This window comes from Lacrimispora sp. BS-2 (genome assembly GCF_040207125.1).
Taxonomy (GTDB): Bacteria; Bacillota; Clostridia; order Lachnospirales; family Lachnospiraceae; genus Lacrimispora.
This window is the reverse complement of the sequence record NZ_CP157940.1, coordinates 4357398-4383902: the sequence shown is the minus strand read 5'-3', so window position 1 is coordinate 4383902 and position 26505 is coordinate 4357398. Positions and strand designations below refer to the sequence as shown.

The window sequence follows — 26505 nt, the reverse complement described above, 5'->3', positions numbered from 1 at the left end:
AAAGTACATTTTCCTCTATTATATCAGATAAATGTAAAAATAGTATATAATCTTTTTGATTTTTTAAAATAATTTATTACTTTTCACAGGTTTCTTCTCAGTATGGAAATTGTAAACATAGAAAAGGGATGCCCTCTCCGCCTTAAGCTGACACTTTTGGCAGAGGGGCATCCCTCATGACTCAATTATTCTTTTTCTTCACTAATTTCTATCCCCAGTTCCACAAGCTGCTTGGAATCTACAACGGAAGGTGCCTCTGTCATCAGGCAGGAAGCATCTTTTACCTTAGGGAATGCGATTACATCCCGGATGCTGTCTGCACCTACCATCAGCATGACCACACGGTCCAGACCATAAGCAAGCCCTGCGTGAGGAGGAACTCCATACTTAAACGCCTCTAAAAGGAAGCCGAACTGATCCTGAGCCTGTTCCTTTGTAAAGCCCAGCACTTCAAACATCTTGGACTGGATATCACTCTGATGGATACGGACAGAACCTCCGCCAAGCTCCGTACCATTTAACACGATGTCATATGCTTTTGCACGGACAGCGCCAGGATTGCTGTCAATAAGCGCCCAGTCTTCATCCATTGGCATGGTAAACGGGTGGTGCATTGCAGTAAAACGGCCCTGTTCTTCGGAATACTCAAGCAGCGGGAATTCCGTTACCCATAAAAACTTAAAGTCATCCTTTTTCAGAAGATCAAGCTGTCTTGCCAGCTCCAGTCTTAAATTGCCTAATACGTCAAATACCACTTTATCCCGGTCAGCCGCAAATAAAAGCAAGTCTCCCGGCTTTGCCCCCATTGCATCTGCCAGAGTGTGAAGTTCTTCCTCTGTCATGAATTTTGCAAAGGAGCATTTATAGGTACCGTCTTCATTGACAGCTAAATAAGCCAGACCCTTTGCACCAAAGCCCTTTGCATATTCCACCAGGGCGTCGATCTTCTTACGAGGCATGGCTCCCTGTCCTTCGGCATTGATACCCCGGACAGAACCGCCGTTTTCAAGAGCGCCCTTGAATACTGCAAATTCCGTATCCTTTACTACATCGGAAACATTTTTAAGTTCCATCCCAAAACGCATATCCGGCTTGTCGGAACCAAAGCGGTCCATGGCTTCTCTCCAGGTTATTCTCGTAATTGGAAGCTGGATATCAAATCCACAGATTTCCTTAAATAATTTCTTTAACAGCCTTTCATTGACTTCCAACACATCCTCCACATCTACAAAGGACAGCTCCATATCGATCTGGGTAAATTCCGGCTGTCTGTCGGCACGGAGGTCCTCGTCGCGGTAGCATCTTGCCAGCTGAAAATAACGGTCATAACCGGAACACATCAATAGCTGCTTAAAAAGCTGGGGAGACTGGGGAAGTGCATAGAAAGAGCCTGGGTGGACACGGCTTGGAACCAGATAGTCCCGGGCGCCTTCCGGTGTGCTCTTAATAAGGGTCGGTGTTTCGATCTCTAAAAAGCCTTCTTCTGCCAAAAATGCCCTTGTTAAGGTGGCAACCTGGCTTCTCACCCTGATGTTCTTCTGGATATCCGGTCTTCTAAGATCCAGGAAACGGTATTTTAATCTCAGTTCTTCCTTTGTCTTACTGTTCTCTTCGATTGGGAAAGGAGGTGTTTCGGATTCGGAAAGGATCCTTAAGCTCTTTGCCCGCACTTCAATGGCACCTGTGGCCAGGTTTTCATTAACACCGCCTGCCCTTGCTTTCACTTCTCCGGTCACTGCAATGACAAACTCGCTTCTTAATTTTTCAGCCTTTGCAAAGCTCTCAGCTCCGCAATCGCTTTCCTCAAAAATGATCTGCAGAATTCCGGAACGGTCTCTTAAATCCACAAAAATGATTCCTCCCTTGTTTCTGCTTTTCTGTACCCAGCCCATAACCGTTACTTCACTGCCCACATTGGCTGTTGTAACCTCTGTACATCTATGGGATCTTTTTAAGCCTAACATTGACTCTGCCATAATTTCCTCTTTCCTGCCCCAAGCTTTCCGGGCATATAACTATGCCCTTAGGGCGTTCCTCCTGATATATTTACTTAAAGTGTATTGCTTATCGAACTTCCTTGTAAAACTCTTTAAACAGCGTATAACCTTCCTTCTGAAGGCTTTCTTTCTGGAACTTCTTATTTTTATTCATCTGGGAAACCAGAACGGTCACACCCTTTGCCCGTTCTTCCATGGCCTCTTTGACCGCTCCGTTCATCACATCATCACCTGCACCCTTTTCGATCAAAAAGGCAACCTTTTCTTCCTTTCCGGGAACCGTGAAGCCCTCATCCATCAGGATGGTGATGATCCGCTCAAATCCAATGGAAAAACCGCAGGCAGGCGTATCCATGCCTGTAAATTTTCCGATCATCTTATCGTAGCGGCCGCCGCCCCCTACGGAGCCTGGAAAACCGTCTACCTGAATCTCAAAAATGGTTCCGGTGTAGTAAGACATTCCTCTCACCAGGGTGGGATCAAACACGATGTGAAACTGGCTGGTGGAAATCTGGCTCACACTGTCAATAATAGCGGCCAGGTTTTCTGCCTGTTCCTGATCCATCGCATCCTTTAAGACGGTGCCCAGACTGCGCACTCCGGCAGCATCGGGCGTCACTGATTCAAAAAGGGATAGATATTTCTTGATTTTTTCCTCATCATAACCGGCTTCTGCCAGTTCCTTTGCCACGCCATCCATACCGATCTTGTCCATCTTATCCAGAATGATGAACACCTGGTCATAAGCTTCTTCCGGGAAGCCGCAGAAGGCAGCCATTCCCTTTAAGATATTCCGGTCATTGATTCTTACGGTATATCCTTTAAAACCAACCTTTCCAAGCAAGGTTGTGGTTGCCAGGATAAGCTCGATCTCTGCAAGTCTGGTGGAATCTCCCAGTATGTCGATGTCGCACTGGACGAACTGTCTGAAACGCCCTTTCTGGGGACGGTCTGCCCTCCATACGCTTCCCATCTGGAGCGATTTAAAGGGAGCGGTCAGGGACGCAGCGTTATTGGAATAATATCTGGATAAGGGAACGGTCAGGTCATACCGGAGACCGCTGTCGACCAGATCATTTTCCGCCTGTGCTGTCTCCAGATTTAACTTTTCTCCCCGTTTCATGATCTTGAAAATCAGCTTTTCATTATCTCCGCCCTGCTTACTGGTCAGGTTCTCGATGTGCTCCACACAGGGAGTCTCGATGGAATGAAAGCCGAAGCCGCCATAGGTTTCACGTATCTGGTTCATCACATATTCCCGTACCTGCATCTCGGCGGGAAGAATATCCTTCATTCCGGTAACCGGTTTCTTTTTTAATGCCATTTCGTTCACTCCGTTATTTTCTTAATTTTATAGGGAAATTCCTTGCGGGTATATAGGAAATACCCTTCGGTATCCCTTTATGCCCAAAAAGCATGGGCTGGAATTATGAAATCATGCCTCTATTGTAAATTACATTTCCAATTTTGCAAGCATTTTTTCTTTTCTTTCCAGCATTTCGTCGATTCTGGTGATATACTGTTCCACATCCTTGACATTTTCCACCCGTTCCAGGCGGTTCTCTGATGGAAATACCACCTTTGTGGTGGTTCCTGCCCCACAAGCTATAATGGTCTGCTTTTCTTCCATAATTAAAATATTATAGATACAGGCTTTGCCTGGAAGGGAATAGCCAACATTTTCAAAATTACCGGCCATGTTTTTCTGGCGGTAAAGGTAATATGGCTCCTGCCCCATGCTCCTTGCATAGGAAGCAGTCAGATCTATCATTTCCTGGGTATTGGTGATCTTTAAATCCCCGTATTTTTCCTTAAACATGTTAAGGCGGGCCGCACGCTTGATGGCAAGGGAATGAACGGTAATGCCATCCGGCCCAAGAGCCTTTATTTCCTCCATGGTACGGGTCACATCTTCCATGTCCTCTTCCGGCAGGCCGATGATCAAGTCCATGTTGATGTTGTCAAAGCCCAAAGACCTTGCCATGGAATACCGGTCCTTTACCATGTCTACGGTATGTCGGCGTCCGATGATGTCCAGGGTTTCCTGCTTCATGGTCTGGGGATTGATGGATATGCGGGTCACACCATGGTCTTTTAGAACCTGAAGCTTTTCCATGGTAATGCTGTCCGGGCGTCCGGCCTCTATGGTAAATTCCTTGACCCCGGTAAAATCAAAGGTCGCTTTCAGCCTGGTTATCAGCTTATCCAGATGAAGGGCGGAAAGGGAGGTCGGCGTACCTCCGCCGATATAGACCGTATCCAGGGTCCTTCCTGCCATTTTCTTTGCCGTATAATCCATTTCCTTAAATAAAGCTTCCAGATACTGTTCCATGCGTTTTTCCCACTGTCCTATGGGAAAAGAAGTAAAGGAACAGTAAAGACAGGTGGTAGGGCAGAATGGAATGCCTACATACAGACTGTAACCGTGGCTGTAATCAATGGCGGAAATGAGTTCCATCTCCCGCCCGGCAATCTCCAGGCTTAAATCTATTTTTCCGTCACTGGTCAAATAGGTATCCTTCATGTATCTGCGGACGTCCCCGTCCGTATATCCTTCCAAAAGCTTTGTCATGGCTATTTTGGTTGGCCGGATTCCCGTTAAAGTGCCCCAGGGAAGTTCTTTTCCCGTAAGCTCCTTGACCATGCCATAAAGCATCCGCTTGATCCGGTTCTTGGTTTCAAAGCGGTCGGTAAAATCCACTTCTGTGGATGAAGAACTTTGAGTCCCCTTCTCTAAATCCTGGATCATCAGCTCAAAGACAGCTTCTCCCGTCCTGCCACGGACAAGAAGACGGTATGTCTCTTCTGGGCTTTCCTTGTGGACAAAGCCCTCTCCCGGATAAAATGCCATCAACAGCTCCCTGATATCCTGCTCAAAGGACTGGTCGTCTAATATTAATCCTATCATATGGTTTCCTCTTAATACTTCCTATCCTCTGTATGATGCCACCGGGTTATACACTTTCTCATGACCAATGGTAGTCGCCTCGCCATGGCCCGGATAAACAATCGTATGGTCAGGCAGGACAAAAAGCCGTTCCTTTATGGAACTTAAGATCATGGACTGGTTCCCCGTAGGAAAGTCGGTTCTTCCCAAAGACTCCAAAAAGAGGGTATCGCCGCTTATGAGGATGTTTTCCGACTCGATCAGGTAGCAGACCGAGCCAGAGGTATGACCTGGGGTAAACAAAACCTGAAAGGTTATTCCTGCAAGAGAGAGGATTGCTCCATCCTCCTCATATCTGTCTGCCTGAGCCGTATAAGCCTTACCAAAAGAAGAAGACAAATTAACGGACGGATCTGTCAGCATTTCTTTTTCCTTTTCTCCGGCATAAATTTTCATCTCAGGAAATGCCTCTTTTAAATCCTTCACAGCCAAAATATGGTCAAAATGCCCATGGGTCAGTAAAATCGCCTCCGGAACCAGGGAAAGCTCCCGGCACACCTCCAGGATATGTGGTCCGTCTGCGCCCGGATCCACGATTACTGCCTTTTTAAGGGATTCCCGGTATATAATATAGCAGTTGGTTCCAATCTGGCCCACAGGAAAGGTCTTTATTCTGAAATCACTCATGTTCTTATCTCCTAACTGAAATTATCTTTATGTAACCCTGGTACAAGCCTATCCACCGGGCTCACCGCCGGCGCAAAAAGAGAAAACTGCGTTATCCCGCAGTCCTCTCAATGTCTATGACTCCTTCGATTTGTCTCAGCTTGTCAACCAGCTTCCTCAGCTCTTCCACGCCATGAGTATCAAAGGTCATGGTAATGGTGGCCTTGCCCTGCTTGTTGGTTCTGGAGTTCATGGAGGTGATATCGATCTGCCTCTCTGTAAACACCTTGGATATGTCCACAAACATGCCGATCCGGTTATTGGCAAATATCTTGATTTCCGCGGAATATCGTTCCTTGGTGTCCTCGCCCTCTGCTTCCTGCCATTCTGCGTCAATGAGACGGTTCCGTTCGTCCTCCGGCAGGTTTAAGACGTTGACACAATCTGTCCTGTGGATGGAAATCCCACGTCCCCGGGTCACAAAGCCTACGATCTCATCTCCCGGCACCGGGCTGCAGCACTTGGAAAAGCGGACCGCAAGGTCGTGAATTCCCTTTACCACGATTCCGCTGCCGGAACGCCTCTTGACCGGCAGCCTGTTGCCCATATCCTCTATGTCATTTAAGATACTGTTATCTGTAACGTCCTTCTTAAGCTTCTTATTCCGCTCATCCACCATCTTATTGATGACCTGGCCCTCTTTCAGGCCCCCGTGTCCGATGGATGCAAGAACAGATTCCCAGTCACGGAACGCATAGCGCTTCATGACCTTTTCCTGGTATTCCGGCTTGCTGATCTCAGGATAATTGATTCCCTTTGTCTTACAGTAGCGGTCCACCATTTCCTTGCCGCGAAGGATGTTATCTTCTTTCAGTTCTGTTTTAAACCATTGGTTGATCTTGTTCTTGGCCTGGGTGCTTTTTACGATGTTCAGCCAGTCCCGGCTGGGGCCCCGGCTGTTCTGGGAAGTGATGATCTCCACCTGGTCGCCGTTTTCAATCACATATTCAATGTTTACCAGTTTACCATTGACCCTGGCTCCCACCATCTTGTTGCCTACCGCACTGTGTATGGAGTATGCAAAATCAATGGGCGTGGAGCCGGCAGGAAGATTCTTTACATCCCCGGATGGGGTAAAGCAGTAAACACTGTCGGAGAATAAATCCAGATCTCCCTTTACCATGTTTAGGAATTCCTTGTTATCGGACATGTCCTTCTGCCATTCCAGGATCTGGCGCAGCCAGCTTAGCTTCTCTTCCTCTTTGCCTGCTGCCACCTGTCCGCTTCCGCTCTCCTTATACTTCCAGTGAGCGGCAATTCCATATTCTGCAGTGCGGTGCATATCATAAGTACGGATCTGGATCTCAAAGGGCTGCCCATTGTTTCCGATCAAAGTGGTATGAAGGGACTGGTACATGTTGGGCTTCGGCATTGCGATATAATCCTTGAAACGGCCGGGAATGGGCTTATACATCTCATGGATCACTCCAAGGGCAGCATAGCAGTCCTTTACGCTTTCAACGATAATACGCACTGCAAACAGATCATAAATCTGGTCAAGAGTCTTGTTCTGGTTCACCATCTTTTTATAGATGCTGAAAAAATGCTTCACCCGGCCATCTACTCTGGCTTCAATGCCTCCGGTCCTTAAATGTTCCTGCACCTCATCTACAATGCTCTTTACAAAGGTTTCCCTGGCATCCTTTTTTAAAGATATTTTCTCAGCCAGCTCGTAATATATCTCCGGCTGCAGATATCGTAAGGACAGATCATCAAGCTCGATCTTGATTTTGGAAATACCAAGGCGGTGGGCAATGGGAGCATAGATTTCCATGGTCTCCTTTGCCTTTTCCTTCTGTTTTTCCGGTTTCATGTACTGAAGGGTCCGCATGTTATGAAGGCGGTCCGCCAGCTTGATGATGATGACGCGGATATCCTTTGCCATGGCCAAAAACATTTTCCTTAAGTTTTCAGCCTGGATCTCCATCTTATCCATGGACCAGGATATCTGGGTCAGCTTGGTGACGCCATCCACTAAAAGAGCCACCTCTTCCCCGAATTCCGCCTTCAGCTCATCTAAGGACATGATGGTGTCCTCTACCACATCATGAAGGATCCCTGCGGCAATGGTTTCTTTATCCATCTCTAAATCTGCCAGAATAATGGCAACACAAAGAGGGTGAATGATATACGGTTCACCCGATTTGCGACTTTGGTCCTTATGCGCTTCATCCGCAATATGATATGCCTTTTCTATCATGGTGATATCATCGGAAGGGTGATATCTCCTTATGCTGTGGACCAGCTCTTCATAAAGCACATCCGGGCTGGTAAAATCAGCCGGAGCCTCCAGATCCACATCCACCTTCCGCTTCTCCGGACGTTCGTTTTCCAAAGCCGCCAAATTATTCTTTTCCATTATTGGACTATCTGCCATATGCCGTCACCCTTTTGTAGCATTCCTGGTTTTCACCTATTTTTAAACGTAGTTATCATTCATTATAATTATTATTGTCGAAAAATGCAAATATTTTTTCTTTCTCTCCTTCTTCAAGGAAAGCTCCTTCCAGTGCATACCGGTTCATTTGTCTTAGATCCGCCTCTGTAAATCCCATGTGTTTCTTAATAAGCTCAGCTTCTTTTTCCAGTGTGGTATCTGAAACAGTCATGTTATCCGTATTGTAGGTAACCCGGATTCCCCTGTCATAAAAGGCCTTTAAAGGATGCTCCTTAATGGAGGGAACAGCCCTTGTCTGAAGGTTGCTGATCACACACATCTCTAAGGTAATCTTTTCCTTTTTTAAAAGGTCCATACATGCTTCTGACTTGATTGCGGCACATCCGTGTCCAATTCTTTTTGCTCCGTAATGAACCGCTTTTATAATATTTTCATAATCTCCGCACTCTCCTGCGTGTATGGTAAAGGGAACGCCGTTTCTGCCGGCCTTCTTAAATAAAGGCTCAAAATGCTCCATGGGGATCATCCCTTCCGGCCCTGCAAGGTCCACCCCAACAACGCCCTTCCCAAGATAAGCCCTGGCAATCTCAAAGGTTTCCTCATTTTCCCGGTCAGGCCCGTTTACCATGGCACAAAGAAGGACCCCTGCCTTCAAAGGGGATTTGCCTGTTCCCTTATTCACCCCTCTTATTACCGCTTCTACTGCCCGTTCCATTGTCAGGCCCTTATTTCTATGAAGCTGGGGTGCAAAACGGATCTCACTGAGGATAAGGCCCTGGGAGGCCAGCCGCTCCGTTAAATGAAAGGCAGCCAGTTCCAGAGCTTCTTCCGTCTGAAGCAGCTTTCCCGGTAGGTCAAAGCACTTTAAATAATCCACAAGGCTCTCACAGTTATCCCCTGCCACCAGGCTTTTTCTTCCGCCCTGTCCTTCAAAATCATATCCGATCTGCTGGGCAAGCAGCCTTACCGTTTCAATGGTCAAGGAGCCGTCCAAATGCAGATGGAGGTCTGTTTCCAGTAATTTCATAACGATTCCTCCTTTAGTCAATAAAAACATCTTACCATATTACGGGAAAAGTAACAATTATTCTTTGAGCAGACTATTTTACTATCCTGCTCAAAACAAAGAACTTTCATGAAAAAAACGTGCCCCATTAAAAAAGGGCACGCAAACCATACCTTAAAAAGGATAGTACCATGTCAGCCAGCAGAATGCCATATGCGGTTCCATGAAATTTCCTCTTTTACAGTTTCACTGCTTAAATAATGGCACAACCGCCTCAAAGGATTGTATGCTGTATTCATATGCCGCTATTTTATCAACCCCATCCCCGACTTCGTCCAGATCGTAGGGATTACGGAACGCTGCCATAACCATGGGTATCTTTAATTGTTCCAGTTCTTTTGCAAGAGAACTCTGTCCACGGTTCAAATGTCCATTGTAGGTGCCAAGCACAAGATTTGTATATCCCTTACTTCTTACCTTTTCCAGTATTTCGTTTATTTCTCCGGAATCCGGATCTATGGAAAAAGAATATGCATCTCCTCCAAACCTTTTCTGCATAAATGCTGCAAACAGCAGATCATCCATTAAACGGCTGGAGGCCAAAGTGGAACGATAGGCATAACAGCTTAAAAATACAGGATTTTCTCCCAGCAGATGACCGTACCCCCTTTCCCGGTTTGTAAACCGTATGCTGTCGCGAAACAGCAACTTTACAAACTGCCCCGGTTCTTTTCCGGATTTTTTTCCTGTATCTGCATTGGGTGAAGCATACCTTTTCTTGTATGCAAGAATCCGCTCCACGGCGTCGTCTATCCGGGATATAGGAATCTCGCCGGATTCCACTGCTTTTTCTATTTCCCTTGCCGCTTCCGCCGCAAGGCCTGCCGTATGGGAAATGAATATTAAATCAGCGCCTGCCATTATGGCCTTTTTCGCTCCGAAAGCAGTACCAAAATATTCTTTGATGGCATTCATCTCCAGGCAATCCGAAATCACCAGTCCCTGAAAGCCCAGCTTTTTTCTCAATATTCTCTGGATCATGGTCTCTGACATGGTTACCGGCAAATTTTCCTTTTCAATTCTTGGAAACAGTATGTGAGCAAGGGTTACCGCCGGAGCTCCCTTACAGAAAGCTTCTTTAAACGGAATCAGTTCCTCCTTTTCCAGCTCTTCATAGGATTTTCCGATGCAGGGCAGGGAAAGATGGGAATCCACCGCCGTATCCCCATGTCCCGGAAAATGCTTTACCGAACACATGATTCCGGAATCCAGATATCCTTTTACCATTTCACAGCCGTATTCGGTTACTACGGTGCTGTTTGGACCAAAGCTTCGCACGCCGATCACCGGATTATCCGGATTGTTATTAATATCCAGGACCGGAGCCAGATTGAAATTGATCCCCAGCTCTCTTAATTCCTGCCCCGTAAGCAGTGCCACCTCATATGCATTTTTCTTATCTCCGGTCTGTGCAAGAGCCATTGCTCCCGGTATGTTGACCGATCCTTCCGGAAGTCTTCTTACAACTCCTCCCTCCTGGTCGATGGTGATAAAGGCATATTCTCCAGTTTCTTCTTTTACCAGCTTTTGAATGGAATCACAAAGCGCCCTTAGCTGATCCCTGCTTTTAATGTTATGGGAAAACAATATAACGTTCCCAACTTTATGCTCTCTTACCAGCCCTATCATTTCTTCACTTAATTCCCCGGCTGGAAAACCTGCCACCATCATCTGTCCGATCTTCTGTTTTAATGTCATTTCGCCCATACTCCTGTCACCCCTTTCATCCATAAAGATGATATGCCTTTTTGCGTTCAGCAAACGCTTTTGAATCCCTTTCAAAACCAGCCAGCAATTCTTCTTTTGAAGCTGTTTTCTCTGTAAGCTGGTCTGAGCCGAACAAAAGATCTTCCATTCTTCTGGTGCTTCCCTCATAAGGATCAAGAAAAGCAAAGCGTTCTTCATAAATGGTCTTTATTGCATCAAGAAGCTCCAGACCGCAGACCGTAGACCGGAAGGCCCGGCTGTCCGTAACGTGGATATGGATTCCTTCGCAGGCTTCTCCCTTAAATTTTGAAAAATACGGAGTAAAATAAGTCGGAGAAAACAACACGCCGGGAAGCTTTTTCCCTGTCATATATTTCACAAGCTTACCTGCATTTATAAATGGCGCACCGATTATCTCAAAAGGTGCCGCAGTTCCTCTTCCTTCCGAAATATTTGTTCCTTCAAAAAGACAGGCTCCTGCATACACCAGTGCAGTCTCATATTTTGGCATTCCCGGACTTGGCATCACCCACACATGACCGGTTTCCGGATGCATGGTATGCCTGCTTAAGCCTTCACAGGGAATTACCGTCAGATGACAGCCAAGGTTTTTCTCCGCATTTACCATAAGGGCTAGTTCTCCCACTGTAAGCCCATAGCGCATACACAGAGGATATGCCCCTACAAAGCTTTCAAATCCGGGCTTTAAGCAGTTGCCCTCCACCAGATCCCCCAGAGGATTATAGCGGTCCAGGATAATAAGCTCCTTTTCATACCTTGCGCACTCTTCCATTGCATAGATCATGGTTGATATAAAGGTGTAATATCTGACTCCCAGATCCTGAATATCATATACAACGGCATCTACCAGATCCAGCATTTCCCTGGTCAGCCTCTTGGAATTTCTCCGGTACAGGCTATATACCGGCAATCCGGTATCCGGGTCCATGTAATCCTCAACATCTCCGCCTGCTCCTATATTTCCCCTGACTCCGTGCTCAGGCCCAAACAGGGCCGTCAGCCGGTACTTTTTATGAAGTATGTCGATGGTAGAATTTAAATTCCTGTCAACGCCTGAAATAGAAGTGATCAGACCCAGACGTTTCCCGTCAAAGACCTTATGCCAGCGGTCCACACAATCGATCCCATTTTTCACCATAATCTGCCTCCTGCCGGATTAAGCGGATATACCTGTATATCCAGTTAATCACTGGCATGAATCGATTATCGGACGTGGTTTTACACTTCCGATAATACAACCTTTTTTTGTTCCTGATCCAAATCAAATGCCTCCGCATACCCGGTTCTTGCCAGACAGCCATTTACCCTCATAAGATGCTCATAATACTCTTTATAGGGAAAAGATGGGCTGTGTACGGCAAACCAATGGGTGTCAATGGCCTTTTTCCATAGTTCAAATCCTTCTTTTGATACTTCCAGGTAAATATATTTTTCAAAGCCAGCCGAATCTTCCCAGTTTTCCGCATAATATGGTCCTTTGGCAAAATGAGCGCTGTTTTTCCTCTCAAGCCCGGAAAGTCCTGCAAAAAACTGGGCATCCTTTACGATTCTGTGGGTTGTTTCATGATCCTTGTGCATGCTGTTCTTCCAATGGGTCAGCAATGCAGCGGGCCGGTATTGGCGGATTATATCGCAGAGCTGAAACCTCACCTCGTCATTGTCCGGCAACTCTCCATCTGTGTAAGGAAATACCACTGCCTCCCCTCCCAGCATTTGGGCAAAGGAAAAAGCTTCCTTTTCCTTTTGTATTCTGTATTCTTCCACCGGCATGCCAGGGGGATTGCCTCTTTCCCCGCCGGTCAATGCTACGGTAACGACCTGACAGCCTTTTAATGCCATAGTAGCCAGAAATCCGCCGCTTGTCAGCTCTGCATCCCCCACATGGCCACCTATTGCCATGATGCACTTTCTTTCCCCGTTCATCGGTCCTTCCATTCCTTCCTCATATCTGCCCAGGTCCTTACAATACGAAATCCGGCGGCTTCATAAATATTTCTTGCAGGATTATTTTCCCCGGTAAAAAGACTCATAAAATCTGCACCCATTTCCTTCAGGCTTATACATAGCCTGCAAAACAGGACCGTTGATATCTTTTTCCCCCGGTAATCAGGATCCACGCCGATTCCGCAAAAAAATCCCCTGCCGCTCTTTTCCACATCCAAAGGCCCTGTAAAGCCGATCACTTTGCCATTGTGTGCTGCAATCAGAATGGGACGGCTGTTTTCTCCCTCTGCCGTTTCTCCCAGAATATCTCTTTCCCACAAAGGATTATGGAACTTATGTATCATCTCCTCCATGCCGTAATGCCTGTCAGAATCATAAGCTTCTATTGTAATGCCCTCTTTTTCCAGTCCTTCTATGAGGTCTGCTGCAAAATCCGGCACCAGATAATCATCAAGGTCCAGATAATAGCTGTTCTGCATCGCATAATCGCGGTACCTGCAATTTTTAAAGAAAAGATAGGCATTGCTCCCCACATCCACTCCCGGGGCATTGGGATGATCCGCCGTCTTTTTCCCTGGAATATGCCAGGAAAACGCCATGGGATTAAAGAAAACAATTTCGATCCTTGAAGCTCCGCTTTCCTTCCGAAGTCTGTGTTCCAGACAGGTAAGCATTGCTTTTCCGATTCCCTGGCCCTGCATTTCTTTTTTCACAACAATCATGGATAGATAAGCCCTGTCCTCGCCCTTTAAAAAGCAGCCGGATGCAAATCCCCATCCATGTTCCTCCAGAATGGTGATCTTATGTACCTCATCTGCCTGGTCCTCCATAAAAAATGTGCAAAAGGCGTTCTGGTTTTCAAATAGCCGGAACAATACTTCTTTTGTCTTGACCGCATCTTCAAACAATTCATAGGCAATCCCTGCATTTTCTTTGTTCAGATCCAAAAATTTCATACAACTTACTCCTTATGGTCGAAGAACTGAGGCAGGTATTCTTTATGGGCTTCCAACAGCTCATGAAGCACAGCCTTTGCTTCTTTCTGGGAGCCAACCAGGGGATTGATCATAAGGGCAAGCAGGGCCTTCTGAGGGCTTCCGGTCACCGCCGCCTGGCATCCTGCGATTTCAAAGGATTTGATCTGCTGCAAAAGACCGTTGACCGTCCATGGCAGTTCCACGCCATTTACCGGAACCGGTCCTTCCTTTGTGATCCTGCAGCTTACTTCCACGATCTCATTGTCCTTGAAATTTTTTATGGCACCTCTGTTTACAGTGTTTACCACCTGAATATCTCCCTTGTCATTATAAATGGAATGGATCAGATTGCATGCCGAATCACTGTAATGGGCACCGCCCCGCTGTGACAGCAATTCCGGTTTTTCATTTAGTTCCGGATCCTGATACAGTTCAAACAGCTTTTCTTCCACCTGTTCCACAAGCTCTGCTCTGGTCTCATGCTTTTCATATTTTTCCAGGGCTTCTTCCAGATAATCTTTTGCCATATAGTAATATCTGTGATAGGAGCATGGCAGCACTCCAAGCTCTTTTACAAAATCATTGTCCCAGGTGACTGCCTTTATATTCTTCACAGCGCCGCCTTCCCCCCAATGGCTGATCACGTCTTCCGTCATGTCCTTTCCATCCGCTTCCACTCTGGTCACATAAACCATATGATTTAAGCCGCCCATGGTGACTTTCACCTCTTCCATGGGCTTACCAAGCTGATCCGCCACTGCTTTATGCATGCCATAAGGTATGTTGCACAGTCCGATGAACCTCCGGAAGCTGCTGTATCGGTTCAATCCCTCCATGACCATGCCCACCGGGTTTGTAAAGTTGATCAGCCATGCTTCCGGGCACAGCTCCTCCATGTCTTTACAGATATCCAACAGGACCGGTATGGTTCTCATCCCTTTGAACAGACCGCCTGCACCATTGGTTTCCTGGCCAAGGAGCCCGTGCTTTAAGGGGATTCTTTCGTCCTTCACTCTGGCCTGAAGCTGTCCGACCCGCAGCTGGGTAACTACAAAATCAGCTTTAGGAAGGGCCTTTCTCCGGTTCAGGGTCGTATGGATTTCCATTGGAACTCCTGCTTTTTTTACCATGCGCTTTGCAAGTTCGGCTACAATCCGTAATTTTTCTTCACCCTCAGGAATATCAACCAGCCATAGTTCCTCCACAGGCAGTGATTCGTATCGTTTTAAAAATCCGTCCACCAGCTCCGGTGTGTAACTGGACCCTCCTCCGATTGCCACGATTTTCACACCTTTTTTCATGACTGAATGCCTCCTTCTTTGCTTTGCAGCAATAAATACAGGGCGCCGATTCTCCCTGCCATGTTTCCCTGCTCACAGGCCTCTATGGCCGTATAGGGTTCCAGATGGGGATACAGGGTATATACCGCTTCTTTCATATCCTTTATAAATATCTCATTTTCACTGATTCCCCCGCCGATCAGAAGTATCTGGGGATCTACCGTGACAGCAAAGTTGCCGATCACCATTGCCCCCTTGTAAAGCCATTCCCGGTATATCCGGCGGATATCCGGTTGGTCCAGATGGTTGAAAATATACGATCCGTCCACTTCCCTGCCAAGGACTTCCGATACCTTTCTCACCAGAAGAGAGGTCGCTCCTGCCCCTTCTGCCACCGGCTTTCCGTCCACAGCCCGAAGACCCACTCCGGTAAAACCCACCTCACCGGATTTAAAGTGGCTGCCCCGGTGTAATTTCCGGTTTATGATGATGGCACCGCCGATCCCGGTTCCAAAGGTGACCATGCAAATATCCTCATAGCCCTTTCCTGCTCCCCGGACCATTTCTCCCAATGCGGCACAATTGCTGTCATTTTCAAGTGCTACGGGAATCGGATATTTTCTGTTTATCTCCTCGTTTAAACGATACGCCCTGAAATTGGCTCCAACACTGAAATCCGTATTTTCTCCTGTCACCGGATGGATAAAGCCGCCCATGCAGATTGCAACGCCGCTTATGTGATCCACATAGGTTTCCACGATCTCCATGAACTGCCAGAGAAACCTGGCCGGCTGTTTTTCCGTTGGCACCCTTCCTTCATGAAGAACCCGGTATTCCGGATCCATAAGGCTGTACTTTATGTAAGTACCTCCTATATCAATTGCCAGGTATTGTTTCATATCCGTTCCTTTCTCCCATCTCCCGCAATATGATCCTGATAGCTCCCTGGGCCGCTTCTCCCCTCATCTTCATAATTTCCAGCCGGGGAAATTTTTTTTTCGCATTTTCACAGAACAGGTGGTATATCTCGTTATTTTTCATCAATACGCTTCCGCTGACCACCAGGGAAACCGGAAAATCAAAATGAATCAGTACGGCTCCGGCCAGCTCCGCCAGGTCCTTGGCACAATGATCCAAAATCTCAATGGAAGCCTGATCCTTTTCCCTGATCCCCTCTTCCAACAGAGGAGCCAGGGCAGCGATCTCTTTTTTGCTTCTTCCAGGCTTATACAGCCAGGTGATCAGATCTTCCACGGAATCCGCATTAAGGAAGCGGAATGCTTTTTCCTTTAATATGGTACGGCCTGCTCTGCCATCTTCTGCCCTCACCACTGCTTTTAATATATCTCTTCCAATGGCATAGGCACTTCCGGCGTCATCGATGATGTGGCCGCAGCCGCCGGCCCGGAACTTAGCCCCGGACTCATGGATCCCGCAGCAGATGGAACCGGTCCCGGCAATTAAAATAACGCCTGCCGGTTCCTCCAGAGCGCCTGCCAGGGCAGTTTCATGGTCTCCCACCAGCCTGATCACTCCCTGCATCCCCTGTTCTTTTAAATTGCGGGTCAGCAGTTCTGCCGTATCCCGGTTGCTGATTCCGGCGGCACCAATGCAGATCCCTCTGCAGTCTCTCATATTCAAGCCTGACTTTTCCAGCTCTGCCTTTAACTCTGCCAAGGTATTTTCCGCTGCTTCCCGGGACTGTCCATTGATGTTTAAAGGCCCTAACCGGAATGTTGCCATAAGTCCGCCATCAAGTCCGGCAGCCATTACGGTGGTGGCAGTCCCGCCCCCATCCATTCCTATCACAAATGATTCTTTCAACTTATTTCCTCCATTCTTCCTTCTCTTATCCCTTCACCGCACCAACCGTTACTCCTTCCAGAAAATATTTCTGCAAGGCAAAGAACAGAATAAACATAGGCAATGCTGAGATGGTTGCACCTGCCATCATGGGTGAAAAGTAAGTGGTATTTGCAAAACTGAAATTTTTAAGCCCCACCTGAATGGTCTGCATCTGCTCGTTGTTGCATACCAGAAACGGCCAGAAGAAGGTGTTCCAGTTGCCCATAAAGGTCATGATCGCCATAACCGATAAAATTGTTTTTGAAATAGGCATGACTATTTTTATCAGGATCTGAAACTGATTGCAGCCTTCTGTTCTTGCCGCTTCCAGAATGGAGGTGGGAAGAGAAGAAAAGAACTGCTTTGCCATAAATACGTTATAGCAAGTGACCAGAGACGGCACGATCAATGCGGTATAAGTATCTGTCAACTTCAGTACATTGGCTACCAGGATGTAAAGCGGAACCTGTGTGACCTGATAGGGCACCATCATCGCAAACAGCAGCAGGAAAAATAATATTTTGCTTCCGGGAAATCTTATTTTTGCAAAGGCATACCCTGCCATTCCGGCAAAAACCACATTGCTTAATGTTACGGTGCTTGCAACGATCATGGAATTTACGATCCACCGCAACGAGCTTTTGCTGAATCCAAAAAAGAATTTATAGGAATCCAATGTATAATATTTGGGGATCAGAGTATAACTGGCTGCCCCAATCTCATTTGGCGCCCCAAAAGAAGAGATAATCATGTAATAAATCGGAAACAGGGTCAGGAGACCTAAGATGAGCAGGATTGCTGTCATTATCACAGTTCTGAATACTAATTTATATTTCTGATCGTTTCCATATTGTCTGAATAAACCCATACCAGCCCTCCTAATATTCTACGTCCCCAGCCATTACCTTAAACTGTAAGACTGCAAAGACCGCGATGAATCCTGCCAATAATAATGCCTGGGCACATGCCTCCCCATAATTAAAATATTTGAAGGCATTGTTGAATATCAATAATCCCACCATAGTAGTGGCATTATCCGGCCCGCCCCCTGTCATTAGATACGACGTCTGAAATGCCTGAAACGCATTGATCACTCCTGTTATGGTAAGAAAAACAGTGGTCGGCTTGACCATAGGCCATACAACGTATTTGATTCTCTGTATAAAAGTCGCTCCGTCAATATTGGCAACCTCATAATAGGTGGGATCAATCCCAAGCAATGCGGCCACATAAATAATAACCGTAGAACCGATACCTGAGAATATTGTCATGATGATCAGCGACAGCATGGCCGTTTGAGAACTGCCCAGCCAGTTCTGATTCTGGATCCCAAATGACCGGATCACGGAATTCAGCAGGCCGCTTGGCAGAGGATCAAATATCCATTTCCACACAAAGGAGAGGGCTACTCCCGATGCAATCCCGGGCAGATAAAATACTGCTTTAAAAAATGACTGGCTCCTTTTCTTAAAGGGGACTAACAGAATAGAGATGATGAACGCCACGAGGATGGAGACGGGTACCGTTACGGCCGTATACACCACAGTGTTCCAGATGGATTTAAAGAAAAGTCCGTTCTTTAATGTGTTACTGTAATTGGCAAATCCCACAAACTCTGTTTTTAAAGGCTTATAAGTTTGAAAGCTTACAATCGCTGCCTGTATAACCGGATATAACGTAAAAATAATAAATGACAAAATGGGCACGAGCACGAAGGCATACCCCCATTTGGCGTCATTGTTTAATCGTTTTCTTTTCTTTGCTGCTTGCATACTCATTACCCTCTCCCTTCTTTCTAAAAACATAATGATCCTACAGATAAGAAATGGGCATTGGCACCTGTTACGATTACCAATGCCCTCATTTCCCATTAATCCATGACACAGCCTTCCTCGCCAAAAGCTTCCACTGCAGCCTTTTTAATGGCTTCGTGCATCTCCTCCGGAGTAATTTCTCCAGCTAACAATCCCTGGAACTTTGGAAGAATAACCTCTTCCTCAATTTTTATGGCCTTTGCCCCTAAATCAGCCGGAATGTCAGGTCTGGCTTCTGCAACCTGGGTGGCAAGATTTTTAACTGCTTTTGTATTATTCTCGTTTTTGCTTTCCATGGGGGGAAGGGCTGCAAATGCTTCCTCTCCGGATTTGCATATGGGGCTGATATAAAGTTCCTGACAGGTTTCTGCCGCTCTTTTTCCGCTTGCCAGAAAATAGGCAGCCTTTGCCACGTTCTTTAAATGCTCCGGACTTGGTTCATCTTTTCTGCGGAAGCACACATATCCATCTACCGCTCCCTGAGCCTGCTGGGTATTTCCCTGGAACGTAGGAACCGGCAATACAATGTATTCCACCTCCTGGCTTCCTTCTACTGCACTTCCGTCATTTGCTGCCAGCTTTTTATTATTATCGGTAGCAGATTTTTCAAAAACCGACAGTCCCTTGCCGGTGATCATGGTCTGCCCGGTCAAGAACATATTCCATCGTTTCCCCGCATCAACGGAGCTTAGTTCTTTCGGCATGGAGCCATCATCGATTAAGGCTCTGATGTCCTTTAAGAACGGAACCAGCTGACTGCTGGTGTATGTATACTTCAAATCCTTATTAAAGGCGGATGGCATACCTGCATTTTTTACAAAGATCGAAAAATAATCCTTTGCCGCTACGCCTGAGCAGGCAAAAACAAAGCCGTACCGGGAATAGCTGCCTCCGTCCTTTACAACGCCCTTTTTGATGGCTTCCCGAAATTCTTCATAGGTCCAGCCATTTTCCTGAATTCCCTTCCAGTCGATTCCTGCTTCCTCCAGCATGGCTTTATTTCCGCCGATTGCCTGCACCTCCACATAGGCAGGGAATCCATAAAGCCCGTCGCCGTTTTTGAAATAGTTAATAATGTCCGGGTTGTAATCTTCTATCATATCCTTATCCGCATATTGGGAAATGTCTACCAGCATTTCCGTGTCCAGATATTTCGTGACCCCGTTAGAACCGATGAATGCAATATCTGGCGGAGATCCAGCGTTTACCTGAACATCCAGCTTTTGTGTAATGTCTTCCCAGCTTGCCGTTGTGATCTGCAGCTCCATTTCTGGATTGGCCTCGTTAAATTCCTTTGCATATTCCACCAGTTTATCCTGATAGGATGCGGAAACAGGCGGCAGCAATGCCTTAACAATGTCTTTTTCATTGCTCTGCTGTACCGCAGTGCCCTTTGTGGCAGTTTGGCAGCCGGCCAGTGTACTGGCCATGATGGCTGCTGTCAATAGTACGGATAGTTTTCTTTTTTTCATGTTATCCCCTCCATTATTTTTATATCTGCTCTATCGCATAACGCACATGTCCATGTGCCTTTGCCAGCTTCTCCCTCGCCTCCTGCGCTCTGCATCCCGATAAAATGGATACAATCGCTGTCTTTGCATGGCCGTCTGCACAGTCCAGCGCTTCCTGCACCTCATTCCGGCTGCAGCCAGCGGCCTCCATCACGATGTTTTCCTCCCCAGTTAATTTCATGATACATTTTGTGCACTTTCTTGTCAATGAATCTCCGTTATTATGAAATTTTGTTTCAGCCTTTGAAATAAATCATTAAATAATACCATTATTATTGATGATTTTTATGCGTTTTTTCCATTATTTATTTTATCTGCACTTTTTTATTATTGCAATTTGTCCAAAATCCTTTTCTCATCAACAACATATCTGTTTTATCCGGATTTTGATCACTATAAGCAATCACTGCCTCTGCTTCAACACGTTCACATTACAAAAAGGCAGGTCAGAACGTCTGCAAATATAAGACATTTCTGACCTGCAAGAACAACAAATTCTCAGGCAGTTACAGCTGTGCTTTTATTAGGGACCATTTGTATTATCTGATTTGTACTACTCCATCCACGATCCACTCTCCATTTTCGTTGACAGTGTATCCGTCCGGGGTGACGGTACTCTTGAACATTGCGCCATATTTGTACTGTGTGACCCGAATATCCGAATTTAAGTAGTAACATTTTCCGTTGATCCATTTCCAGCCGCTGACCATAGCGCCGAATGAGCCATCATGATTTTCGCTCATGTAGTACCAACTGCCATCTCCGTCCAGATACCAGCCAGAAATCATATACCCTTCTGTGTCGAAACGATACCAGGACACCTGGTCATCATATAAACACTGATACCATTCATTTTTCGCATATGTTCCATCTTTCTTAACCGCCTGCCAGCCTCTGGTATTCTGTTTCCATTTTACATAGGAATTTGTAACTATGCTGCCGGAATCTCTATCTCTGTCTGAGCCGCTTGGACGGTCTGGTTTTTCGGGGATTTCTGGTTTTTCGGGAATTTCTGGTTTTTCAGGATTGTCTGGTTCTTCTGTAAGCTTCACATCGTCTCTGTCACGAATTCGTATACGGGCTACAGAATCCACAGAGTCACCTATGACAGTTCTGGATGAAAGTCCTACCGCAGACATATATGCACCGATTTCCAGATCCTTTATCACCTTATCCTTCGTAATATATCCGTCGATAAATATTCTTGCAGGCTTACCTGACTGATCCTGCAGCATAATCGTTTCTACCAGGTCATTTGGCGCATCAATGGAAATAACCTTGCCGCTTACCGTGACTAAACTGCCCAGGTTTTTGCCCTCATATGCTTCTTTCGTAGTTTCCTTAACAGGCTCTGGAAGTTCCCTTATATTCGTATCCGTTACCATAATCTTTTCTACTGCCAGCTGCCTCTCTCCCTGATAAGAAGAAGTTTTTCCAAATACCCTGATGGTCTGGCCCGCTCTTATATCTCCGGATACAGGAAACAGATTAATTCCGCCAGTCTTATCCTGCACATATATGCTATCGAAGAAAGCAGTATCTTTATCATAACCAGAAGCGTTTGATGTAGCTATGCCTTCAATCACAAACCGCTCGCCCTCACCGGCCGCCTGCACTTCCTTAATAGGAGTGATCTGCAGTTGATTTGTTTTATCTAACAAATTCTGCATAATCTGGTAGTTGCTGTAATCATTGGTGGACGCGCTGTCAAATGTCAGCTGGAAATTGCTCATGGTGGAACATCCTGATAAATACAGCGTAGATGATTCGCCGTCGCTAAAGTAAAGTTCCTGAGTAGCTGCCAATACAAAACGCCCATCTAATTTCGTCAATGCGTCTCCTGATAATCCTACGCCGTCTTTATCCAGACTTTTCGTATCTTTCGGTGCGTATACAAGAACTGATGCTCCTGACGGAAGCATGGCACTTTCACTGATTGGATTTCCAGCTTCATCCATTGCATAAATGTCTGCATTGCCATAGGTGTTGAATTTAAGCCCTGCATCCACTCCGGCCATATATGGGTTTTGCTTATTATAATCGGTACCCAGGATACCAATCACTCTGCCGTCATTGCTGGAATCGCTCTGTAACTCATCATCGGCAAAGCGGAATGCACTTCCAAGAGTTTCCAGAATCTTATTCTGCTGAGCCGACATATGATCCTCTGCCTTAGACTCATCACCTTTGAAACCATCATACGCCTCATAGGTATCGCTCCAGGCACAGACCATAATTGTCTTACCGCCCTTTTCAGCAAAATCTCTGACCGCATCCAGTTCTTCCTCTGAATAGTTCTTATAATCCTCCCGCAGCTTCGTACCATCCCGTCTGGAAGGCGCATTTAACAAAAGCCCGACATATTTGTCGTCCTTTAAAGCGGCTATCAGTTCCTGGCTGGTATTAAGCGTGACCGTTCTGATATTGTAATCCCCCGCCAGGGCGGTGAAATTCCCCATACTGTCCTTATAGTTTCCATTCACATATTCATTATAGTGACTGGCATCTATACCAAAATATTTCATCTTCGAACTGTCTCGTACTTCTATTTCCAGAGCAAAGCTGAATGTCTTTTTTTCTCCTTCCAGTTCCATTTGAACTGTGACTTCTATTTCATTTACTCCTACCTTATCAAGTATAAACTGTTTGTTTACAGTATAAATTCCTAATGACTTCAAACTCACGTTCAGATCTTCGCTTTCAAGGACCTTATCACCAGCTTTAAACGTCAGCCTGGTAAGTGTGGCATCTGATTCTTCATTATTGAAAGCTGTGACTGTAAACTTCACCGGTTCTCCTGTCACTGGTACTTCTGTATCGCAGGTGAAGGAAGATATGCCTGCCTTTGCAGCGGAGCCATACCACACAGGAGCTGTTACGGCAATATTTTTATCCGCCTGAGTCACACGTATGTAATAATATCCTTTCTTCGCAGGAAGCTCAAATGTGAACTCTCCGCTATTTCCGGTGCCTTCTTTTCTTCCTGCTATTGCGCCGCCATTTGTCACTACTTCTACACTTTTAATAACATCGGACGGATCCGGGTCATCTACGCTTACAGAAATATTCAGCGTTTTCACATCATCCGACACATCCAGGATACTTCCCATAAGCTCATCATTTAACGTATACATGATATTTAAGTTTTTATCTTCTGTGGCGTATACATGTCTGTCTTTAAGCGCATTTAAAATCCCTGTCTCTGACAAATCGTCTGTGATGACCACTGTCCTGGCCGTATTGGCATTGCCCCAACGTCCTTTATGGTTATCCTGATTATTGGCGGGCGCTAAATGCCAGCCCTTATCCAGTGCTTTCGTATATTCATTGTAACTTGGGAAATATCCGCCTGAACCGATAGATCCTTCGCCATTACCTACTTCTACTAAGACCATTTTAGCGTCTCTGGCCGGTGTATAGTATGCAAAATCTGAAAATGTACCAAAGGTCTTGCCCGGGTGGTTGAACTGTGAAAGATTCGCCAACGGGTCTGGATTCGCAGTCAGAATGTCATAGTACGCCTTCATACCAGCATCATTTTTCTTGTCATTGAGCGTGGTATTGTTGCGGCTGACCAGTCCTGATGAGCCAAATGTATTGATGTGGCCGGGACCGCCGGACCAGGTCATCTCGAAACCGGATAACGCCTTTCTGGAATTGGTTTCATTAAACGCTGCGGTCTGCTCCCTGTATTCCTCCCATACCGCCCTGCTATTAGGTGTCATAAGAGCCGGGTCATTAAGCGCCTCTTTCGGATTGGGAGCATCTTTTGTATCAAAATAGTTGGAATGATCTGTAAAGGATACAAATTGTACATTGTCTTCTTCCGGTATACTGGCAAGATAATTAAGACCATCTTTGACAGACCCGGAACCATCCGAATAATTGGTGTGTCCATGAAGCTGTCCGAAATACGCGGTAAAAGCGGACTTTCCTATGGTAAACTTCCAATTCTCGGTATGGGACACTTTGTCTTCCCGAATAACCGTCACCTGTGCGTTATAACTGCCGTCTTCCAGCACCTTGGGTGAAAAAGCATAGGTTGCGCCGTCAGCTGTTGTCTCTTTGAGATTCATAGCCTGTTCTGTATAAATGGCAGTGCCATCTGCCTTATTAAGAGTGAGGCTCACCGATGGGTTATTTCCACAATTAGTCAGTCTGATAGAAATCTCAGGCGCTTTCACATCTCCTGTTGCTTTATTTCTATCAGGAGTAACCGCCAGTACCTGCGGCTTGTCATTGATAACGATAGAAACAATCCTGCTCTCTGCTTCGAGGCCAGTTTTATCTTTTGCCTTGAATTTTATGTATAAGGCCTGCTGCCCTTTAGCAAAGTTTTCTGCCGGGAGGACAGCCTCATAGTTGTTGGTATCCCGATTAAATGTCATGGACAGTGACTTGCCCAGCGTATTCTCGGAAGGACCGAAAAGAACCTCCACACTTGCCACGCCCACATTATCCCTGACCTGGACGGATATGGGATATTCCTGATCCGGCCTTGCATCAATATAGGTGCCTAAGGTAATGACTGGTGGTTTGGTGTCATTTTTCACAAAATAGACTGGAAAACCGTTTTTCTCTTCTGTGCCGGTGTATAGCTGAATCGTCTGATTAAATCTGCCTATCATGGCAGTCAGATCCACTGTTTCTCCTTCTTCGACGCCTTCCGGATACGGAGCTGCCTGATAAATATTAATCGTGCCGGTTGCATCCGTTACAGGCGTACTGCCTGATGTATTGAGCTTGCCAAGTTTGACATCCTCTATCAGTACAACTCTGTTAATAAGTCCGCTTTTCTCTATATCAGCGGTATTTGCCATGGCTTTTATCTGATTGATGGTATACTTCACAGGCTGTATCGATGCCTCATCCTGCTTAACAGCGACTTTTGCTTTATCTTTCAAGGATGTTATCTGGGGCATACCATAGCGGATCTGGTAATCTCCCGTGATTTCCAGTATATCACCGATCCTGGCGTCATCCGGCGCCGCTCCATAAATATAGATACTGTACTGGCTGCCATCTATCTCGGACTGGAGCACCGGATTTCCGTATGTAGTGGCCAGATATGACAATTCCCCTGTAACAGTCACATCTTTCGTGTTCTGTCCCAGCGCCAGCACGTCTTTAATCGTCATCACTTGGCCGGCTTCACGGACTGTATAGGAAAACTCAGCTATTTCACTTTCCTCCAGCCCTTCCTTAACTGCACGCACATAGTATGTGACCGGCTCATCAATCACCAGCTTGTCATCGCTTGAATATGTTATCCATTCTCCGGACTTTGACTCCGTATTATACTCTATCACAGCATCTGATGTTGCCGTGGAAAATATGAGCTGCGTACCTTTCAGTACCTGTCCGGCAGCCGGTGACGCAACAGGCGTCTTGCATTTTGTTTCTTCCGGCTGATTCCCGCCGCCTTCCTCGTAGGAACTGTTGTGCGCCTCAGGTGTTCCGATCTTGAAATCGGCGTAGTTATTGTCCGTATCCACTGCCGGGTCCTTGCGGATAGCGGCGGTAGAATTTGACATTGCAGCGGCAGCTTTTGTCTCATACTCCAGCGCTCCGCCAATGCCTACTAAATCAATAAGGTTCTTATCGTTTTTATCTGATAGCTTCTCGCTGTCACTGGACAATGCTGCTGCCCCTTCACTTTTAGCCATTGCGATAGTACCTACAGCGTCGGGTTCCGGAAGTTCCGGCGCACCATCTTTATTCTCCCCATCTGCTTCCTTAATCAGATAGTAACCGCCAGCTTTGATCGTACCTGAAAGTTTCGTTAAGTCCTTACCGTCATAAGTGCTGAACGATTTCTTAGCCAGCCACTGCACTGACCACCCATCCAGGCTCACATCTTCATCAGTGGGATTGTACAGCTCAATAAAATCACTCTTATATACAGCGCCGCTGTTACCTCCGCCACCATATACCTGGCTGATCACTACATGGTCTGCCAGGCTGCTGTCCCGGAGTTCGGGCTTTTCTTCTCCCGTATCCTTCTTATCGGTCGTATCTCCTTTATCTCCGGTATCCCCCTTATCGCCCGTTCCTTTTTCAATTTTATCGGGAACGTCTGCATCCGTGTCCTTGTCCGCCTCACTGGGGCTGGCTCTATCCCCTCCCCTGCTGGAACCTTCTGCCTCATAGGCCTTTGGCGGGTTAAAGTCTGCCTCAATCGCAAAACCAGGTACGACTGACATATTCAGACACATGGCGACTGACAGAAACAGACTTAACAGCTTCCTTGAGTTCATAATTTCTTTTTTCTCCTTCCATTTTTGATGGTATCACTTAATTAAATCTTATTATTACCAACTGGAAAAAAGCAC

18 protein-coding genes are annotated in these 26505 nt (G+C 46.2%); all 18 read right to left on the bottom strand.

All coding sequences use genetic code 11. From position 1 onward, the window contains the following. Positions 1-185: 185 nt before the first annotated feature. The 18 genes from aspS to ABFV83_RS20400 all read right to left on the bottom strand — a co-directional run bounded on the left by aspS (position 186) and on the right by ABFV83_RS20400 (position 26430). Positions 186-1976: an aspartate--tRNA ligase gene (aspS, locus tag ABFV83_RS20485; protein WP_349946556.1), complete on the bottom strand. Its 1791-nt coding sequence runs from the start codon at positions 1974-1976 to the stop codon at positions 186-188. Between the two features lie 88 nt (positions 1977-2064). Further along, complete coding sequence (gene hisS / locus ABFV83_RS20480; protein WP_349946554.1) at positions 2065-3321, bottom strand: histidine--tRNA ligase; 1257 nt, start codon at positions 3319-3321, stop codon at positions 2065-2067. A 129-nt stretch (positions 3322-3450) separates the two neighbouring features. Continuing rightward, positions 3451-4905, bottom strand: coding sequence for a coproporphyrinogen dehydrogenase HemZ (gene hemZ / locus ABFV83_RS20475; protein ID WP_349946552.1), 1455 nt, complete (start codon positions 4903-4905; stop codon positions 3451-3453). 21 nt (positions 4906-4926) lie between these two features. Then, positions 4927-5571 carry an MBL fold metallo-hydrolase gene (locus ABFV83_RS20470; RefSeq protein WP_349946551.1) on the bottom strand — a complete coding sequence of 215 codons (645 nt, stop codon included), beginning with the start codon at positions 5569-5571 and terminating at the stop codon, positions 4927-4929. 91 nt (positions 5572-5662) lie between these two features. Continuing rightward, positions 5663-7969 carry a bifunctional (p)ppGpp synthetase/guanosine-3',5'-bis(diphosphate) 3'-pyrophosphohydrolase gene (locus ABFV83_RS20465; protein ID WP_349948958.1) on the bottom strand — a complete coding sequence of 769 codons (2307 nt, stop codon included), beginning with the start codon at positions 7967-7969 and terminating at the stop codon, positions 5663-5665. Positions 7970-8042: 73 nt separating this feature from the next. After that, complete coding sequence (gene add / locus ABFV83_RS20460) at positions 8043-9035, bottom strand: adenosine deaminase (RefSeq protein WP_349946549.1); 993 nt, start codon at positions 9033-9035, stop codon at positions 8043-8045. 225 nt (positions 9036-9260) lie between these two features. Next, a complete protein-coding gene (gene nagZ / locus ABFV83_RS20455) occupies positions 9261-10772 on the bottom strand; it encodes a beta-N-acetylhexosaminidase (protein ID WP_349946548.1) in 1512 nt (503 codons plus the stop codon). A 25-nt stretch (positions 10773-10797) separates the two neighbouring features. Continuing rightward, entirely contained in the window at positions 10798-11940 is a 1143-nt protein-coding gene (locus ABFV83_RS20450) for a DUF1343 domain-containing protein (RefSeq protein WP_349946546.1), read from the bottom strand. A gap of 80 nt (positions 11941-12020) precedes the next feature. Continuing rightward, positions 12021-12737: a PIG-L family deacetylase gene (locus ABFV83_RS20445; protein WP_349946545.1), complete on the bottom strand. Its 717-nt coding sequence runs from the start codon at positions 12735-12737 to the stop codon at positions 12021-12023. After that, positions 12722-13702 carry a GNAT family N-acetyltransferase gene (locus ABFV83_RS20440; RefSeq protein ID WP_349946543.1) on the bottom strand — a complete coding sequence of 327 codons (981 nt, stop codon included), beginning with the start codon at positions 13700-13702 and terminating at the stop codon, positions 12722-12724. Before ABFV83_RS20440 ends, ABFV83_RS20445 begins: the two co-directional genes overlap by 16 nt. Before the next feature lie 5 nt (positions 13703-13707). Next, a complete protein-coding gene (locus ABFV83_RS20435) occupies positions 13708-15024 on the bottom strand; it encodes a 6-phospho-beta-glucosidase (RefSeq protein WP_349946541.1) in 1317 nt (438 codons plus the stop codon). Continuing rightward, positions 15021-15902 carry an ROK family protein gene (locus ABFV83_RS20430; protein WP_349946539.1) on the bottom strand — a complete coding sequence of 294 codons (882 nt, stop codon included), beginning with the start codon at positions 15900-15902 and terminating at the stop codon, positions 15021-15023. The genes ABFV83_RS20435 and ABFV83_RS20430 overlap by 4 nt, the downstream gene beginning before the upstream one ends. Continuing rightward, positions 15880-16827, bottom strand: a complete 948-nt coding sequence (locus ABFV83_RS20425; RefSeq protein WP_349946537.1) for a BadF/BadG/BcrA/BcrD ATPase family protein — start codon at positions 16825-16827, stop codon at positions 15880-15882. Before ABFV83_RS20425 ends, ABFV83_RS20430 begins: the two co-directional genes overlap by 23 nt. A gap of 25 nt (positions 16828-16852) precedes the next feature. Then, positions 16853-17716 (bottom strand): carbohydrate ABC transporter permease, encoded by an 864-nt coding sequence (locus ABFV83_RS20420; protein WP_349946535.1) that lies wholly within the window; start codon positions 17714-17716, stop codon positions 16853-16855. A gap of 10 nt (positions 17717-17726) precedes the next feature. Further along, entirely contained in the window at positions 17727-18626 is a 900-nt protein-coding gene (locus tag ABFV83_RS20415) for a sugar ABC transporter permease (RefSeq protein WP_349946534.1), read from the bottom strand. Between the two features lie 92 nt (positions 18627-18718). Next, positions 18719-20134: an extracellular solute-binding protein gene (locus tag ABFV83_RS20410; RefSeq protein ID WP_349946532.1), complete on the bottom strand. Its 1416-nt coding sequence runs from the start codon at positions 20132-20134 to the stop codon at positions 18719-18721. 19 nt (positions 20135-20153) lie between these two features. Further along, a complete protein-coding gene (locus ABFV83_RS20405; protein ID WP_349946530.1) occupies positions 20154-20327 on the bottom strand; it encodes a hypothetical protein in 174 nt (57 codons plus the stop codon). Between the two features lie 385 nt (positions 20328-20712). Beyond that, the gene (locus tag ABFV83_RS20400) at positions 20713-26430 is read right to left on the bottom strand and encodes a CehA/McbA family metallohydrolase (protein ID WP_349946528.1); all 5718 of its coding nucleotides are present in this window, start codon (positions 26428-26430) and stop codon (positions 20713-20715) included. Positions 26431-26505: the final 75 nt, after the last annotated feature.

Bases quoted from the DNA above. Each gene is read 5' to 3' on its own strand.
- aspS (WP_349946556.1), bottom strand. From the start codon at position 1,976: ATGGCAGAGTCAATGTTAGGCTTAAAAAGATCCCATAGATGTACAGAG.
- hisS (WP_349946554.1), bottom strand. From the start codon at position 3,321: ATGGCATTAAAAAAGAAACCGGTTACCGGAATGAAGGATATTCTTCCC.
- hemZ (WP_349946552.1), bottom strand. From the start codon at position 4,905: ATGATAGGATTAATATTAGACGACCAGTCCTTTGAGCAGGATATCAGG.
- ABFV83_RS20470 (WP_349946551.1), bottom strand. From the start codon at position 5,571: ATGAGTGATTTCAGAATAAAGACCTTTCCTGTGGGCCAGATTGGAACC.
- ABFV83_RS20465 (WP_349948958.1), bottom strand. From the start codon at position 7,969: ATGGAAAAGAATAATTTGGCGGCTTTGGAAAACGAACGTCCGGAGAAG.
- add (WP_349946549.1), bottom strand. From the start codon at position 9,035: ATGAAATTACTGGAAACAGACCTCCATCTGCATTTGGACGGCTCCTTG.
- nagZ (WP_349946548.1), bottom strand. From the start codon at position 10,772: ATGACATTAAAACAGAAGATCGGACAGATGATGGTGGCAGGTTTTCCA.
- ABFV83_RS20450 (WP_349946546.1), bottom strand. From the start codon at position 11,940: ATGGTGAAAAATGGGATCGATTGTGTGGACCGCTGGCATAAGGTCTTT.
- ABFV83_RS20445 (WP_349946545.1), bottom strand. From the start codon at position 12,737: ATGGAAGGACCGATGAACGGGGAAAGAAAGTGCATCATGGCAATAGGT.
- ABFV83_RS20440 (WP_349946543.1), bottom strand. From the start codon at position 13,702: ATGAAATTTTTGGATCTGAACAAAGAAAATGCAGGGATTGCCTATGAA.
- ABFV83_RS20435 (WP_349946541.1), bottom strand. From the start codon at position 15,024: ATGAAAAAAGGTGTGAAAATCGTGGCAATCGGAGGAGGGTCCAGTTAC.
- ABFV83_RS20430 (WP_349946539.1), bottom strand. From the start codon at position 15,902: ATGAAACAATACCTGGCAATTGATATAGGAGGTACTTACATAAAGTAC.
- ABFV83_RS20420 (WP_349946535.1), bottom strand. From the start codon at position 17,716: ATGGGTTTATTCAGACAATATGGAAACGATCAGAAATATAAATTAGTA.
- ABFV83_RS20415 (WP_349946534.1), bottom strand. From the start codon at position 18,626: ATGAGTATGCAAGCAGCAAAGAAAAGAAAACGATTAAACAATGACGCC.
- ABFV83_RS20410 (WP_349946532.1), bottom strand. From the start codon at position 20,134: ATGAAAAAAAGAAAACTATCCGTACTATTGACAGCAGCCATCATGGCC.
- ABFV83_RS20400 (WP_349946528.1), bottom strand. From the start codon at position 26,430: ATGAACTCAAGGAAGCTGTTAAGTCTGTTTCTGTCAGTCGCCATGTGT.